The 15,552-nt window shown below is 68.7% G+C and carries 12 protein-coding genes; 5 read left to right on the forward strand and 7 right to left on the reverse strand.

Annotated elements, in window-relative coordinates; all coding sequences use genetic code 11:
- The first annotated feature begins 179 nt into the window (after positions 1-179).
- The 3 genes from K3U94_RS08945 to K3U94_RS08955 are packed head-to-tail and all read left to right on the forward strand — an operon-like array spanning position 180 to position 5,544.
- Positions 180-2,540 carry a Tex family protein gene (locus tag K3U94_RS08945; RefSeq protein WP_220696263.1) on the forward strand — a complete coding sequence of 787 codons (2,361 nt, stop codon included), beginning with the start codon at positions 180-182 and terminating at the stop codon, positions 2,538-2,540.
- Between the two features lie 6 nt (positions 2,541-2,546).
- Positions 2,547-3,929 (forward strand): FAD-binding oxidoreductase, encoded by a 1,383-nt coding sequence (locus K3U94_RS08950; protein ID WP_220696264.1) that lies wholly within the window; start codon positions 2,547-2,549, stop codon positions 3,927-3,929.
- A 55-nt stretch (positions 3,930-3,984) separates the two neighbouring features.
- Positions 3,985-5,544 carry an acetolactate synthase large subunit gene (locus tag K3U94_RS08955; protein WP_220696265.1) on the forward strand — a complete coding sequence of 520 codons (1,560 nt, stop codon included), beginning with the start codon at positions 3,985-3,987 and terminating at the stop codon, positions 5,542-5,544.
- A gap of 56 nt (positions 5,545-5,600) precedes the next feature.
- Here K3U94_RS08955 and K3U94_RS08960 read toward each other — a convergent pair whose 3' ends face one another.
- From K3U94_RS08960 to K3U94_RS08970, 3 genes are all read right to left on the reverse strand, one after another.
- Positions 5,601-6,260 carry a cutinase family protein gene (locus K3U94_RS08960; protein WP_220696266.1) on the reverse strand — a complete coding sequence of 220 codons (660 nt, stop codon included), beginning with the start codon at positions 6,258-6,260 and terminating at the stop codon, positions 5,601-5,603.
- A gap of 92 nt (positions 6,261-6,352) precedes the next feature.
- Positions 6,353-7,027, reverse strand: a complete 675-nt coding sequence (locus K3U94_RS08965; RefSeq protein WP_275564545.1) for a cutinase family protein — start codon at positions 7,025-7,027, stop codon at positions 6,353-6,355.
- Positions 7,028-7,181: 154 nt separating this feature from the next.
- The gene (locus K3U94_RS08970) at positions 7,182-8,429 is read right to left on the reverse strand and encodes an MFS transporter (protein WP_220696267.1); all 1,248 of its coding nucleotides are present in this window, start codon (positions 8,427-8,429) and stop codon (positions 7,182-7,184) included.
- Between the two features lie 151 nt (positions 8,430-8,580).
- Here K3U94_RS08970 and K3U94_RS08975 point away from each other — a divergent pair, with 151 nt between their 5' ends.
- Positions 8,581-10,107 carry an Hsp70 family protein gene (locus K3U94_RS08975; protein WP_220696268.1) on the forward strand — a complete coding sequence of 509 codons (1,527 nt, stop codon included), beginning with the start codon at positions 8,581-8,583 and terminating at the stop codon, positions 10,105-10,107.
- Here K3U94_RS08975 and K3U94_RS08980 read toward each other — a convergent pair.
- A complete protein-coding gene (locus K3U94_RS08980) occupies positions 10,104-11,180 on the reverse strand; it encodes a class I SAM-dependent methyltransferase (protein WP_047319491.1) in 1,077 nt (358 codons plus the stop codon). The two genes, K3U94_RS08975 and K3U94_RS08980, sit on opposite strands and share 4 nt — an antisense overlap.
- An 82-nt stretch (positions 11,181-11,262) precedes the next feature.
- On the opposite strand from K3U94_RS08980, the gene K3U94_RS08985 reads away from it, so the two are divergent.
- Positions 11,263-11,979 (forward strand): SHOCT domain-containing protein, encoded by a 717-nt coding sequence (locus tag K3U94_RS08985; protein ID WP_434084910.1) that lies wholly within the window; start codon positions 11,263-11,265, stop codon positions 11,977-11,979.
- A gap of 3 nt (positions 11,980-11,982) precedes the next feature.
- Here the strand turns inward: K3U94_RS08985 and K3U94_RS08990 are convergent, their stop codons facing one another.
- The 3 genes from K3U94_RS08990 to K3U94_RS09000 are packed head-to-tail and all read right to left on the reverse strand — an operon-like array spanning position 11,983 to position 15,510.
- Positions 11,983-12,615: an MBL fold metallo-hydrolase gene (locus tag K3U94_RS08990; RefSeq protein WP_220696269.1), complete on the reverse strand. Its 633-nt coding sequence runs from the start codon at positions 12,613-12,615 to the stop codon at positions 11,983-11,985.
- Complete coding sequence (locus tag K3U94_RS08995; protein WP_220696270.1) at positions 12,612-13,697, reverse strand: S-(hydroxymethyl)mycothiol dehydrogenase; 1,086 nt, start codon at positions 13,695-13,697, stop codon at positions 12,612-12,614. Before K3U94_RS08995 ends, K3U94_RS08990 begins: the two co-directional genes overlap by 4 nt.
- A gap of 10 nt (positions 13,698-13,707) precedes the next feature.
- Positions 13,708-15,510, reverse strand: coding sequence for an N-acyl-D-amino-acid deacylase family protein (locus K3U94_RS09000; RefSeq protein WP_220696271.1), 1,803 nt, complete (start codon positions 15,508-15,510; stop codon positions 13,708-13,710).
- Between the last annotated feature and the right edge of the window lie 42 nt (positions 15,511-15,552).

Raw genomic sequence — 15,552 nt, forward strand, 5'->3', positions numbered from 1 at the left:
CCACGTTATCGAACATTTGTGCGAACACCGGGGCTCGAACGGTGATCTGTGGATGAACCGGGCAACTGTGGATGAATCACCCGAAATTGCCTGGCGGCAACGCTGTTCAAGCTGATGGTGATCCAGCACGCCGTGCCGCACCCAGGAACTGTCAGCGGCGTTCGGTAGGGTCCGTCGGCGTGACCGCGAACCTGACCCTCAAACCGGTGAACGCCCGCCTTGCCGACGAACTGGAAGTAGCCGAACGGCAGGTCGCGGCGGCCGTCGCGCTGCTCGACGAGGGGGCGACGGTTCCGTTCATCGCCCGCTACCGCAAAGAGGTCACCGGCAGCCTCGACGACGGGCAGCTGCGCACCCTGGAAGAGCGGCTGCGCTACCTGCGCGAGCTCGACGACCGCCGGGCTGCGGTGCTGTCCTCGATCGAGGAGCAGGGCAAGCTCACCGACGAGTTGCGAAACGCGCTGCTGTCGGCCGACACCAAGGCTCGCGTCGAGGACATCTACCTGCCCTACAAACCCAAGCGCCGCACCAAGGCGCAGATCGCGCGGGAGTCGGGCCTGGAGCCGCTGGCCGACCGGCTGCTGGCCGATCCGGCACTGGACCCGCAGCAGCTCGCTTCGGAGTACACCGGCGAGGAGGTCGCCGACGCCGCGGCCGCGCTGGAGGGTGCCCGCGCCATCCTGGTCGAACGCGCCGCCGAGGATGCCGAGCTGGTGGGCGCGGTCCGGGAGAAGTTCTGGTCGTCCGGCTCGCTGACAACCGCGCCGCGCTCCGAAGACGCTGCGAAAAGCGCTGCGGCGCAGAAATTCCGGGACTATTTCGAGTTCAGCGAAGCGCTGGAGACCATGCCGTCGCACCGGGTGCTGGCCGTGTTGCGGGGTGAGAAGGAAGACGCTCTGGCGCTGTCCTTCGACGGCGGCGACAACGAGCCCTACCAGGCGATGGTGGCCAAGTCGCTGGGTGTGGATATGACGGCCCCCGGCCCCGCGACGCCCTGGCTGGCAGACACCGTTCGGTGGGCATGGGACACCCGGCTGGCGTTCTCGGCAGCAGTTGACGCGCGGATGCGCCTAAAGCAACGCGCCGAGCAGGACGCGGTGGCGGTGTTCGCCAAGAACCTCAAAGACCTGCTGCTGGCCGCACCGGCGGGCAACCGCACCACGCTCGGGTTGGACCCGGGTTTTCGCACCGGGGTGAAGGTCGCCGTCGTCGACGGCACCGGCAAGGTCGTCGACACCTGCGCGGTCTTCCCGCACCAGCCGCAGAAGCAGTGGGATCAGGCCAAGGCGGCACTGGCCGCACTGGTGGCCCGGCACGGCGTCGACCTGATCGCCGTCGGCAACGGCACCGCGTCGCGCGAGACCGACGCCCTGGCCGCCGAGCTGATCGCCGACCTCAAGGCCGCCGGTGCTCCCGCACCGACCAAGGCGATGGTCAGCGAGGCCGGCGCCTCGGTGTACTCGGCGTCGGCCTACGCCGCGCATGAGCTACCCGATCTGGACGTCACGCTGCGCGGGGCGGTGTCGATCGCGCGGCGACTGCAGGATCCGCTGGCCGAGCTGGTCAAGATCGAACCGAAGTCCATCGGCGTCGGCCAGTACCAGCACGACGTGACACCGGGAACCCTGGCGCGCAGCCTCGATGCGGTGGTCGAAGACGCGGTGAACGCCGTGGGTGTTGACCTCAACACCGCCTCGGCCCCGCTGCTGGCCAAAGTGTCCGGGGTGTCGGAGTCGCTGGCTGAGGCCATCGTGGCGCACCGTGACCAGACCGGTCCGTTCCGCAGCCGGGCCGCCCTGCTCGACGTGCCACGGCTGGGGCCCAAGGCATTTGAGCAGTGCGCCGGTTTCCTGCGCATCCGCGACGGTGACGACCCGCTGGACTCCTCGGGGGTGCATCCCGAGGCCTACCCGGTGGTCCGGCGCATCCTGGACCGCTCGGGAGTGTCGCTGGCCGAGATCATCGGCGACGAACGATTGCTGCGGTCGCTGCAACCCGGCGACTTCGCCGACGACCGGTTCGGGGTCCCGACCGTGACCGACATCCTCGCCGAGTTGGAGAAGCCGGGACGTGACCCGCGGCCGGCGTTCTCGACGGCGACCTTCGCCGCGGGCGTGGAGAAGGTGGCCGACCTCAAGGTGGGCATGGTCCTGGAGGGGGTGGTGACCAACGTCGCCGCCTTCGGAGCGTTCGTCGACATCGGGGTGCACCAGGACGGTCTGGTGCACGTCTCGGCCATGGCCGACCGCTTCGTGTCCGACCCGCACGAGGTGGTCCGTTCCGGCCAGGTGGTGAAGGTGAAGGTCGTCGACGTCGATGTCGACCGCCAGCGCATCGGGCTCAGTCTGCGGCTGGGGGACAAGCCGGCGGACAAGCCCGGCACATCCTCCCGCGGCCCGGCGGCCAAACCGGCTGCGCGCGGTGACAACGCCAAGCAGAATCGTGGGCGGCGTCCCGGCAACGGTGCCGGGCGGCGGGATGCGGCACCGGCAGGCGGGTCGATGGCTCAGGCGCTACGTGACGCCGGATTTGGGAAGTAGGGACGGATGGCCACGCAAGACACCGGCGTCGCACAGCAGTTCGCCGACATCGTCGGAGCAGGCGGACTGCTGACCGGCGAGCAGATCGGTCCCGACTACGCCCATGACGAGGCGCTGGTAGGAGCGCCGGTGACGCCGCGCTACGTCGCCCGCCCACAGACCGCCGAGCAGGTTGCGGCGCTGCTGGCCGCGGCAACCGAAGCCAAGGTTCCGGTGACCGCCCGCGGATCCGGCACCGGCATGTCCGCGGGCGCGCGGCCGTGCCCCGACGGTCTGCTGATCTCCTTCGAGCGGATGAACGCGATCCTGGAGATCGACACCGACAATCAGGTCGCGGTGGTGCAACCCGGCGTCACCTTGGCCGACCTCGACACCGCGACGGCCGAGGCGGGGCTGATGTATACCGTCTTCCCGGGCGAACTGTCCGCCAGTGTCGGCGGAAACGTCGGTACCAACGCCGGCGGCATGCGCGCGGTCAAATACGGGGTCACGCGGCACAACGTGCTCGGCCTGCAGGCTGCGTTGCCGACTGGCGAGCTGATCCGCGCCGGCGGCCGAATCACCAAGCTGTCCACCGGTTATGACCTGACCCAGCTGATCATCGGCTCCGAGGGCACGTGCGCGCTGGCCACCGAGGTCACGGTTCGGCTCTACCCCCGCCTTGGGCACTCCGCCACGCTGTTGGCGCCGTTTCCGGATCTGCCCGCGGTGCTGCGTGCGGTGCCGGCGGCGGTGCGCAGCGGCGTGGACCCGGTGATCCTGGAATACGTCGACAAACTCACCCTGGCCGCGATCAGCTACTCGCAGAACCTGAACCTGGGCATCCCCGACGCGGTGCGTGAGACCGCGGAGGCGTACCTGGTGGTGGGGGTGGAGAACCGCGACCGTGAGCGCCTCGATGACGACGTGGCCATGCTGGGCGAACTGCTGGGCTCGCTGGGGGCCATTGATGTCTATGTGCTGGAGGGTAATTCAGCGCACGCCCTGATCGAAGCCCGCGAGAAAGCGTTCTGGACGGCCAAGGCCGCCGGGGCCCACGATGTCATCGACGTGGTGGTACCGCGGGCCGAGATGCACCAGTTCCTCACCAAGGCACAAGAATTCGCCCAGTCGGCGGGTGCCGGTGTGGTCGGCTGCGGACACGCCGGTGACGGTAACGTCCACCTGGCGGTGTTCTGCGCCGACGACGAGGTCCGCCACCGGCTGCTGCACGACATCTTCGCGGCCGCGATGGCCCTCGGCGGCGCCATCTCCGGTGAGCACGGCCTGGGACGGCTCAAGACGCAGCATTTCCTGGAGCTGGAGGATCCGGTCAAGATCGCCCTGATGCGCCGAATCAAGGATGCCTTCGACCCCGCCGGGATCCTCAATCCGGGCGTGCTTCTATAGGCAGCAGATCGCGCGCGTCCCGCAAACTTCGGTGCCCGGCAAGAAAGGCAGCCACATGACTAACGGAGCACAGGCCCTGATCGCCACTTTGGTCGACAGCGGGGTTCAGGTCTGCTTCGCCAATCCCGGTACTTCCGAGATGCATTTCGTGGCCGCCTTGGATTCGGTGCCGCAGATGCGCGGGGTGCTGTGCCTGTTCGAAGGCGTGGTCACCGGTGCCGCCGACGGGTATGCCCGGGTGGCCGGAAAGCCCGCTGCCACCCTGCTGCACCTGGGGCCCGGGCTGGGTAATGGCTTGGCCAACTTGCACAACGCCCGCCGGGCGCACGTGCCGGTGGTCAACGTCATCGGCGATCACGCCACGTACCACAAGAAGTACGACGCGCCGCTGGAATCCGACATCGAACCGCTGACCGACTGGACCCACGGCTGGGTGCGCCGCACCGGCAGCGGCGGCGACGTGGGGCGCGACGCCGCCGAAGCGGTCGCGCAGTCACTGGCCAGTCCGGCACAGGTCGCCAACCTGATTCTGCCCGCCGACATCTCCTGGGAAGACGGCGCGCGGGCGGCCGGGCCGGTCGAACCGGTCCCCGCGGCTGCTCCCGACGCACAGGCCGTCGCCGATGTCGCCGCCGTGCTGGGCAGCGGCGAGCCGGTGGCGATCCTGATCGGCGGGCCCGCTGTCGCCGATGTACGCGCTCTGGAGGCCACCGACCGGATAGTCGCCGCAACCGGTGCTCGTGCTCTGGTCGAGACTTTCCCGGCCCGGCTCGTCCGCGGCGCCGGGGTCCCGGCGATCGACCGGCTTGGCTACCTGGCGGAGCAGGCCGCCTTCCAACTCGACGGCATCAAGCACCTGGTGGTGGCCGGCACGCGGGCTCCGGTGTCGTTCTTCGCCTACCCCGGCAAGCCCAGTGACTTGGTTCCCGAGGGTTGCGTCGTACACAACCTGGCCGGCCTCGAGACCGATGTGGTGGCCGCACTCGAGCAGCTGGCCGATGCGGTGGATTCCGGCGTGCAGCCGCGGCCGGCACCCGCCGCCGTCCCCGAACTCCCGACCGGGCAGCTCACCCCGCAGAACTGGGTACAGGTGATCGGGGCACTGCTGCCTGACAACGCGATCATCTCCGACGAGTCCAACACCTCGGGCCTGATGCTGCCCGCGGCCACCGCCGGCGCGCCACGTCACGACGTGCTCACGCTGACCGGCGGCGCGATCGGGCAGGGTCTGCCGGTCGCTCTGGGTGCGGCCGTGGCCGCACCGGACCGGCCGGTGATCGCGCTGCAGGCCGACGGCAGTGCGGCCTACACCATCTCCGCGTTGTGGACGATGGCGCGCGAGAACCTGAACGTGACCACGGTGCTGATCAACAACAGCTCGTATGCGATCCTGCGCCTGGAACTGGCCCGGGTGGGTGCGCAGGGCGGTGGGCCGAAGGCAAACGATCTGCTCGACCTGTCGCGGCCGAATATGGACTTCGCGAAGATCGCCGAGGGCTTCGGGGTGCCGGCGACGGTAGCCACCACCTGCGAGGAACTCGCCGAACAGTTCCGCCGGGCCGTGGCCGAGCCGGGACCGCACCTGATCGATGCGCGGATCCCGACCCTGTTCTGACCGGACGACGGTGCTCTGACCCGCCGCCGTGGCCGGCTTCGGTCCGGCCGAGCGTGCTAGCTGACGCTCTGGCCGCCCGTGACCCGATTCGCCACGAATGTCGCGGCCTCCACGGTCTTGCCGTCCTGTACGTACATCAGGTGCGGGACGACGCTGCCGCTGTCTTCGCAGTAGATGTCGCCCGCCAGGCAGAAGTCGATGGTCTTCGGGCGGTAGGACGCGGCGAGGACCGGCAGCGGACCGCCCCACAACGAGGTGGAGTACGGGCTCGACGGCGGGCCGAACAGTGCCACCGCGACCACGTGGTTGGCGACCGGAGCCGGCAGCGCATTGCTGGACATCGCGATGACGCTGGCGCCCTGGGAGTAGCCGCCGAGCACGAGCTTGGTCTTGGGGCAGTTGGCGACCGTGCCCTGAATGTGGGCGGTGGCGTCACTCTCACCGAGGACCGCGCTGTTGTGGTAATCGGTGCTCGCCGGGTACTCGACCGGGTAGACGTTGACGTTCACGCCCTGCAACTGCTCCTGCAGGGAACCGACGAAGGCCTCACCGACGTCACCGAGTCCGACGGGCTGACCGGAGCCGCGGGCGAACACCACCTCGGCGTCCGGGCAGGGCTCTGCGGCTGCGGCGGGAATGCCCATCGGCGCGGCCACCAGGGTCCCGGTGAGCATCACCACGGCAGCGAAGGTGCGAACAGTGTTACGCAAATTCATCCTTAAATGCTGACATGCCCCGGTCGTGCCGGTGGCCCGCGGGTCGCGAATCAGCAAACCGCAAAGCTGGTCCTGCGGGGCGAACACGGTGGTTAGAGCCGGTTTGCCGCGTAGGCCGCGCCTTCGTCTGCGATCCCGTCGTAGGCGCCCGGTGCGTGCGCGGAGAAGTTCAGTCCCTCGGAGCAGACCGGGTCTTCGGGCGCACACAGCTGGATGGTCTTGGCGGCATACGCCGGGCCGATGGCCAAGGGCGGCTGGCCGAGGAAATTCATCGCCCGGTCGTTCGGAGTTCCGAAGAGCACCACGGCGGCGACGTGGTCTGCCACTTCCGGGGGCATTGGCCGTGGTATATCGACCCCTTCCACGCCGTCTGGGATGGCGTTGGCGGTGGAGAAGCCCATCACCGCGGCGCCCTGCGAGAAGCCGCCGAGCACCATCTTGGTCTTGGGGCAGTTCGCCGCAGTGGCCTCGATGTGGGCGGTGGCGTCACGGATGCCCTCAATGCCTGTCGGCCAGTCATTGGTGGCCGGGTAGTCGATCGCGTAGACGTCCACCGGACGGTCCGGCAACCGGGCCCGTAGCGAGTTGACGAATGCTTGCCCGGTCTCGCCGAGGCCGGCTTCCTCACCGGTGCCTCTAGCAAACAATACTTGGACATCGGGACACGGCTCGGCGGAGGCAGGGGCAGGGATGGCGGCGGTGCTGTGCAGCAGCCAGGTCAGGGCCAGAACAACACCGAGGGAACGAAGTATCCGACGTGGGTTCACCGGTACATGGTGGCATAAGAATCGTGTCGTGTGCAGCAGACACCCCTGGCAGTGAACGTATTCAGTGAAGGCTGACCCACTGATGAGCAGCACGCTGAGTGGCTCATAGCGAAGTTCTGAGTCAAAACTGAGATCGCTGCCGAATGGTCGCTGGTTACTGGGAGATGTCTGTCTGGTGTCGGTGAGATGACTGCCGGCGATTGTCGCCCGAGCAAACTTTGGACACACCCCCGACAGTGAGCGCGAGCAGTTGGATTCCCACGATCGACGCCATCAACGTGTGGACCGATACGTCGTAGAGCCAGCCGGTCAGCGCTCCGCCGGCCGCGGCGGCCCCGCCCAGCGCGGCGGCGAATGCCCCGTAGGCGCTGGCCCGGCGCCCCGGTGCGACCAGGTCGGCGACCACGGCACGCAGCGTCGACTCCTGAATGCCCACCGCGGCACCCCACAGCAGCGCCCCGGCCACCACCGCGGGGACGTTTCCGGCGAAGGCGAACACCGCGACGGCAGCCGACAGAATCGGGAGGGCAAACAAGACCTTGCCGCCGAACCGGTCATAGCACCACCCCGAGGCGAGCGCCGCCAGCGCGTCGGCGACCATGGCCGCCGCATACAGCACCGGGACCGCTGCCGCCGGCAGCAAACCGCGGTTGACCAGGTGAAACGACACCAAGCCGAAGGTCGTGAAACCGATCATCGTCAGCGCGACGAACCCGCAGTACCGCCAGAACACCGCCGGCAACCGCCCGGCGTCGCCGCGCGTCGGGTGGGCGCGCGCCGCGCCGGGTTCGTAGCTCGCGGGCTCGGGCACCCGCAGCCGCAGCCAGACCAGCAGGGCCAGCGTTGCGGCACCGGGTAACGCCAGCACACCCAGCGCGGGGGCGTAGTCGCCGCCGGTGAGTGCCAGCACCGCGGCCACGGTCAACGGACCGATCACCGCACCTACCTGGTCGAGCGCTTCATGCACGGCGAAGCCCCGGCCACGGCCGGTGGCACTGGTCGCGTGCGACAGCAAGGTGTCTTTGGCGGGGCTGCGGACCGCCTTGCCGACCCGCTCGGCAATCACCAAGGCGCAGGCAACCCAGAGCGTGCCGGCAACACCGAGCAGTGGCACGGTCAGCACGGTCAGGACGTACCCGGCAATCGTCCAGGCCCAGAAGCGTCGGGTCCGATCAGCCAGCGGTCCCGACACCAGTCGCAGGCCGAGCGCGGCGGCCTCGCCGACTCCCGTCACGGTGCCGACCACCAGGCCGGTGGCGCCGAATGACGCCAGCAGCGGCCCGGTGATGGAACGAGCGCCCTCGTAGACGAAATCTGCCAGCAGGCTGACGGTGCCGAACACCGTGACGAACCGCCAGGCACTCAACGCCGGGCGGGATGCACCGGGGCTCGGCGCGCGCATATGACCAGATGCTAGACGTCCGGAGTGGCCGTCGGTGGCCCTTCTCCGGCGCACCAACGGCGCTGCAATACCGGGTATATCGGATATTCATCGATAAAATTGCGCGGACCGGTGCGCTCTGATCGCCGGATGACACCGTGGATGGGACAGCATGGCGCAAGAGACAGGCCCCGCGTTGGGGATGTCCGTCGGGGCGACCACATTGGCGGCAGTAACCGCCGACCGCGCGATCACCCGTCGGCCCGTGCTGACGCTGTTCCGGGATCGGCCATCCCAAATCGGCATGCCCTCGGAGAATTCCGCGGTGAGTTCTGACCTGCACGACCGTGGACTCGTGGTGACCGACTTCGTGGATCGGGTCGGCGGCGGTAGGCCGGTGGTGGCGAGTGACGGGTCTACCCACCGTGCCGAGCAACTGCTCGCTGATGGGTTGCATGCCCTGGCCTATGCGGTGACCGAGGGACGTCCGATACCGCCGGCGGTGGCGGTCACCTATCCCGCGCACTGGTCGCGTGACGCGGTCGGTGCGCTGCGTACCGCGCTGGGCCGGGTTTCGGAGTGGGCGCAGCATCCGGTGTCGCTGATCTCCGATACGACGGCAGCTTTGACTGCGCTGCAAGCGAATCCGGGTCTACCAGACCACGGGATCATCGCGGTGTGCGACTTCGGGGGAAGCGGAACCAATGTCACCCTCGTCGACGCGGGCCGGGGTTTCGAACCGATCAGCGCCACCCGCCGCAGCACCGTCTTGTCCGGAGACGTGATCGATCAGGCGCTGCTGGATCACGTGGTCGCCGATCTGGGTGGCAACGGCGACGGCCCTCCGACGGTGGGGTCGCTGACCCGGCTGCGCAGCCAATGCCGTGACGCCAAGGAACAGTTGTCGTCCGAGACGGTGGCCGAACTCGCGGGGTTCCACGGCGGCGTGTGGCTGACCCGCGCAGAACTCGACGAGGCCCTGCGCCAGCCCCTTGACGGCTTTTTCACGGTCTTGCAGGACACCTTGGACGACAACGAGATTGTTCCCGATGCGCTGTCGGCGATCGTGTCGGTTGGCGGTGGGGCGAACATGCCGACGGTCACCACCGGCCTGTCGCAACGCTTTGGGGCCGCCGTAATCAGCTCGCCGCGACCACAGTTGACGGCGGCTATCGGCGCCGCGCTGAGCGTCGCCGGCAATGTGGTGACCATCGCGAAGAAGGCGCCGCCGCCGGTGGCGCCGCCACCGTTCCCCGAGTCGGTCTCGCCGCCGGAGCACGCTCCGCCGCCGACCCCCGAAAGTGCCCCGGATGCGGGGCTGCAACCGTTGGTGACGCCACCGCCGGCTCGCCCGGCTCCCGTTCCGCCACGCCAGCCCACGGCACCGGAACCCGACGTGATCGGCGGCCAGGGTGGCGTGGAGTGGTATCAGCGGCCGGTCGCGGTGGTGATCCTGGCTGCGCTGGTCGCGATGTTGCTGGGCACGGTCGCCGTGCTGGTGCTGCGGCATGCCGCCGACACCGGACCGGACTCCGGCGTGCTGACCACCGTCTCCTCCACCGCCACCACCACCTCACCGTCACCGACGTTCGAGCCGCCGCCGGCGTTCGCGCCCAGCCCCGAAACCATTCCGCCGACTCTGCCCGAGTTTCCGGAGACCCCGGCCCCAGAACCCACAGAGAGCCCGGTCAGCCCTTAGCGCTGCTTGGCCAGAACGACCAGCGCCAGCGGAATCTGCACCTGCTGCGGGTTGCTCGCGAGCCGGGCGGCGACGCCGGCTTCCAGGTGACGCACGAAGTCGGCTGCGCGCTGATCGTCGGTCCCGCCGGTCAACCCGGCGGCCAGCGTGGGGAATACGGCGGCGCTGACGAAGGCGGCCCACTGGGCGCCGAGCGCGACCGCATCGCCGTCGAGCAGGTATCGGTCCCAGAACCGGTCCTCGGCGTCGAACACCTCCAGCCGCTCGATCGTCAGCGACTCGAACCGCCCGGCGGGGGCGAACGGCGCGCGAAGTTCCTTCTCGCTGCGGCCGAGCACCGGGATCGCCATGCGGGCGACCTCGTCCCGGGTCAGGCGGCCCTCGCGCACCTGCTCGTCGAGAACCGCGACGATCGCATCGAGCAGCGGCCGGTAGCCCGATCGTCCCGCGGCGTCGACGGCTGCGGTCAACACCAGCAGCTTCCCGCCGGGGCTCAATTCCCGGCCGCGGAACGCCACGAAGTCATGCCAATCCTGGGCGGCCTGGCGCGCGTAGGCGCGCCGCGCGGCGTCGTCGTCGCTGTGCTCGACGTGGACGTGGTCGGCGAATCCGGGTAGCTCCGCGGCGGGCCGGCGCAGCCACATGGTCGCCCAGGACGTCCAACCCAGGGTGACGCTCTGCGAGGGCAGGATCTGGGCGTAGAACGACCGGCCTATCGCCGACGGGAAGCTGGCCGTGTCCTTGCGGACGTAGCTGTCGGGATCCTCTGCCAGCGTGGTGAACAACGCGGTGAAGTCGTTGTCCGGCAGGTCGGTGTGGGCGACCAACACGGCATGGTCTGGCCGGGTCCGCCGGCGGAAGGCGGCGATGGCGGCGCCGATCGGAAGCAGTGAGTTGTAGCCGGTGGCGGCGCCATAGTCGGCGACGACGATCGGAAGCGGCGCGGATGGCAGCGGAACCGTCGCCGCGAGCTGTTCGAACACACCGGTGGCGTGGGCCAGTCCGGCCGCCTGCAGCCGGCTCGAGGGAGCGCCGCCGGGCTCGGGACGGACCACGATGCTCGACTCTGGCATGGGCACCTCCGACCGGAGCGAACCGTCATCGATATCACCACTGACGGTAGCGCTATCGGCAATCCGTGGCACACTTCCGTAAGTGAGCGCGCAGCGGGCGATCGGACGCATTCCGGTCGTGGTGGCGGCCGGCCTGATGACCATCGGCGTGATCGGCTTTGTGGTTGCGCTGATTCTCAATGTCTTTGTGCTGGACCGCTACGACGCCTACGGCGAGGTGCCGATTCCAGGCACGGGCCGGGTACATCTGCCGGCGGGCGAGGTGACGGTGAATCTGCACACCCGGGTCATCTCCAGTCCCACCGGTGGCGGACTGCCGGTGCCACCGATCAGCGTGACGGTGACGCCACCGGACGGAGTGCCCGATCCAGAGTTCCAGGAAAGCATCGGGATGACCACCACGGTCAACAACGACACGCGGCGGCGGCTGTGGCGGATCTACGTAGCCGAGGCCGGCGACTACCAGATCGCCACCGACGGGCAGGTCGGGGCATATATCGCTCCGCGGCTGGCGTTCGGAAAGCCCGCCGGCCACTCGACGCTGCTCTGGGTGTTTCCGGTGATCTTCGCTCTCGGTCTCGTGGATCTGGTCGCAGGCCGGTTGTTGACGGCACGCCGTCGCCGCTCGCCGACGGAGACTGTCGGCAGCGGAACAGATTTCGGCCACGACCGGTTCGTTCCCGAGGGCGAAGGAATCCGCATCGAGCAGCTCAAGACGATCACGGCGCTGCGCGATTCCGGAGCGCTGACCGAGAAGGAGTTCGCCGAAGAGAAGCGGCGAATCCTGCGCGGGCACTGAGGCTCAGTGGCCGCGCGCCACCCACTCGTCGTAGTGGACCAGTTCGTCACCGATCCGCGTGCTGTCGCCGTGTCCGGTGTAGACGACAGTCTCGGCCGGCAGTTCGCCCAGCCGCACGGAGATCGACGCCAAGATCGTCGGGAAGTCCGAGAACGAGCGGCCGGTGGCCCCCGGGCCGCCGCAGAATAGGGTGTCGCCGCTGAAGACCGCGCCCAGGTCCGGCGCATGCCAGCACACCGAGCCCGGCGAGTGACCGGGGGTGTGCAGTGCCCGCAGTTCCAAGCCTCCGACAGTGAGCGTGTCGCCGTCGGCTACAGCACGAAAGTCGCTGTCCGGGTGCGTCATCTGCCACAACATGTCGTCGCCGGGGTGCAGCAGCACCGGTGCGTCGAGCGCTCGTCCCAGCTCCGGCGCCACGGTGATGTGGTCGTTGTGGCCGTGCGTGCAGACCACCGCCACCACGTTGCGCCCGTTGACGGCGTCGATGATCGGGGCCGCGTCGTGCGCGGCGTCGAAGACCACCACATCGGAATCGTCACCGACGATCCAGATGTTGTTGTCGACTTCCCAACTGCCGCCGTCGAGTTCGAATGTGCCGTGGGTGACGACCCGCTGAATCGGGCTGCCGGCGCTCACAGCACCACGACCGACCGCAGCACTTCGCCGCCGTGCATGCGATGGAATGCCTTCTCGACATCGCCCAGCCCGATGCGTTCGGAGACGAACTTCTCCAGCGGAAGCCGACCCTGCAGGTACAGGCTGATCAGGGTGGGGAAGTCCCGTTCGGGCAGGCAGTCGCCGTACCAGGACGACTTCAGCGCCCCTCCGCGGGAGAAGAAGTCGATCAGCGGCATCTCCAGCGTCATATCCGGGGTTGGAACGCCCACCAGCACAACGGTTCCGGCCAGGTCACGGGCGTAGAACGCCTGCTTCCAGGTCTCCGGGCGCCCGACCGCATCGATCACCACGTCGGCGCCGAAACCGTCGGTGAGATCCTGGATGGTCTCCACCGGGTCGAGCTCACGGGCGTTGATGGTGTGGGTGGCGCCGAATTCACGGGCCCAGTTCAGTTTGGTGTTGTCGGTGTCGACGGCGATGATGCGCCGGGCACCCACCAGGGCCGCGCCGGCGATCGCGGCGTCGCCCACGCCGCCGCATCCGATCACCGCCACGGTGTCGTCGCGGGTGACGCCGCCGGTGTTGATCGCAGCGCCCAGACCGGCCATCACCCCGCAGCCCAACAGTCCCGCCACCGCCGGGTCAGCGCTCGGATCGACCTTGGTGCACTGACCTTCGTGAACCAGGGTCTTGTCGGCGAACGCCCCGATGCCCAGCGCCGGGGTGAGTTCGGTGCCGTCGGTCAGGGTCATCGGAACCGAGGCGTTGAAGGTGTCGAAGCACAGGTGCGGGCGGCCGCGCTTGCAGGCGCGGCACTGTCCGCACACCGCGCGCCAGTTCAGGATCACGAAGTCGCCGGGCTCGACCGCGGTGACGGCCGATCCCACCGACTCGACGGTGCCGGAGGCCTCGTGGCCCAGCAGGAAGGGGTAGCTGTCGTTGATACCGCCGTCGCGGTAGGTCAGGTCGGTGTGGCAGACCCCGCAGGCGGTGATGGCGACGACGACATCGTTGGCACCGGGATCGGGGATGACGATGTCGGTCATCTCGACCGGCTTGCCCTTTTCACGGGAGATCACCCCGCGCACTGTCTGACTCATGGGGTCAACCTTATGTTGCCGCCTGCGCGCCCGGTGCCGGCACCGGGGCTTGCGCGGCGACCGCCGGGGTGCGGGTGTCGGCACGCAGGAAACTTCCGGTGCGTTGGGTCCCAAGCACACTGGTGGGCTGGCCGTCGAGCACCACCGCCTGGCCGGAGACCAAGACCGCGCTGACGGCTTCGTCGTTGCGGTTCACCATGCGTGACATCCCGCCGTACTGGGCGAACGGTTCCTCGACGTAGGTGTCCAGGGTGTCGTCGAGGTGGGCGGGGTCGATGACCACCACGTCGGCGCGGTCACCGACCCGCAGGTGGCCGGCGTCGATCCGGTACCAGTCGGCCAGTTCACCGGTCAACCGGTGCACCGCCTGCTCGACTGACAAGAACGCCTGCCCGGACTGCTGAGCGTCGAGGACGTGGCGCAGCAACCGCAGCCCCATGTTGTAGAACGCCATGTTGCGCAGGTGCGCGCCCGCGTCCGAGAAGCCCATCTGGATGCCGGGTTCGGCGGCGAGCTTCTTGAGCACCTCGGGCCGGTGGTTGGAGATCGTGGTGTGCCAGCGCAGGGCGCTGCCATGCTCCAGCACAAGGTCGAGGAAGGCGTCGACGGGATGCACTCCGCCGCGCTCGATCCCGACCTGCCCGAAGGACTTTCCGATCACCGAGGCGTCGGGGCAGTCGACGATTTCGGCGTCGAAGAAGTCACGGTGCCAGACCCGCGGGCCGTACTTGTTTTCGTAGTCCTTGCGGAAGCGTCGCCGGTAGGACTCGTCGCGCATCAACTCGTCACGCTCGAGCGATTCCCGCAGGTGCAGCGCTTCGGCTCCCGAACCGAACTCTTCGAAGATCACCAGATCGATGCCGTCGGCGTACACCTCGAACGGCACCGGCAGGTGCTGCCAGCGGAAATCGGCGCCCAGCTTGGTCAGCATGCGCGAGGCCTTGACCATCGCCGGAATTGCCCACCGGTTGCTCTTGACGTCGGCGGCGGCCAGCAGGCTGGTCTTGAGCGGGCGGCGGAAGATCCCCAGGGCCTGCGCCAGCTGGGACACCACGTCGAAGGGGTTCTTGACGTCCGGGCCGGCCTGCAGAATCCGCCCGCTGCGGCGCAGCTTCGACTTGAGCCGGCGCAATTCCTTGGGCTTGGCGTACGTCGACGGCAGCGTGCGCGAGCGGCAGACGTCGCCGTCCATCTTGTCGAAAAGCAACTGCTGCGAAGACATTCCGACGAATCCCGCTTCCAATGCCTCGTCCAGCATCTGTTCCATCCGGGCCTGCTCGGCCGCCGTGGGCCGAGCGTCGGAGCGGGTGGCGCGGTCCAGTCCCATGGTGGCGGCGCGCATGTCCGAATGCCCAATGAACGCAGTCACATTCGGGCCGAGCGGCAGCTTCTCCAGGCTGGCGATGTAGTCCTCACAACTCGACCAGGTCTTGTGCGCATCGATCGTGTCGACCACGTACCGGCGCGGGATGGCCTCCACCCGTCCGAACAGGTCGCCGGCGTCCTGGCCGTCGACGTGGATGGTGGACAGCGAGCACGAGCCCACCAGCACCGTCGTCACGCCGTGGCGCACCGACTCCGACAGCGAGGGGGCGACGAGTATCTCGACGTCGTAGTGGGTGTGGATGTCCAGCAGCCCGGGCAGCACCCACTTGCCGGCCGCGTCGATCACCTGGCCGCAGCCCGCCTCGTCGAGTGGTTCGGCGGAGATGGCGGCGACGTGCCCGTCGCGGATACCGATGTTGCGGATCGCCGACGGTGCGCCGGTGCCGTCGAACCACCGGCCGCCACGAATCACGGTGTCAAAGCTCACGGGTGTTCCTTTCCGCCGAATGCCGTTCCAGCATGTCCGGCG

It is taken from the genome of Mycolicibacter heraklionensis (assembly GCF_019645815.1).
Taxonomy (GTDB): domain Bacteria; phylum Actinomycetota; class Actinomycetes; order Mycobacteriales; family Mycobacteriaceae; genus Mycobacterium; species Mycobacterium heraklionense.

Excerpts from the sequence above, each read along its gene's own strand:
- K3U94_RS08960 (WP_220696266.1), bottom strand. The coding sequence starts at position 6,260 with ATGAATTTGCGTAACACTGTTCGCACCTTCGCTGCCGTGGTGATGCTC.
- K3U94_RS08950 (WP_220696264.1), top strand. The coding sequence starts at position 2,547 with ATGGCCACGCAAGACACCGGCGTCGCACAGCAGTTCGCCGACATCGTC.
- K3U94_RS08955 (WP_220696265.1), top strand. The coding sequence starts at position 3,985 with ATGACTAACGGAGCACAGGCCCTGATCGCCACTTTGGTCGACAGCGGG.
- K3U94_RS08980 (WP_047319491.1), bottom strand. The coding sequence starts at position 11,180 with ATGCCAGAGTCGAGCATCGTGGTCCGTCCCGAGCCCGGCGGCGCTCCC.
- K3U94_RS08975 (WP_220696268.1), top strand. The coding sequence starts at position 8,581 with ATGGCGCAAGAGACAGGCCCCGCGTTGGGGATGTCCGTCGGGGCGACC.
- K3U94_RS08970 (WP_220696267.1), bottom strand. The coding sequence starts at position 8,429 with ATGCGCGCGCCGAGCCCCGGTGCATCCCGCCCGGCGTTGAGTGCCTGG.
- K3U94_RS08995 (WP_220696270.1), bottom strand. The coding sequence starts at position 13,697 with ATGAGTCAGACAGTGCGCGGGGTGATCTCCCGTGAAAAGGGCAAGCCG.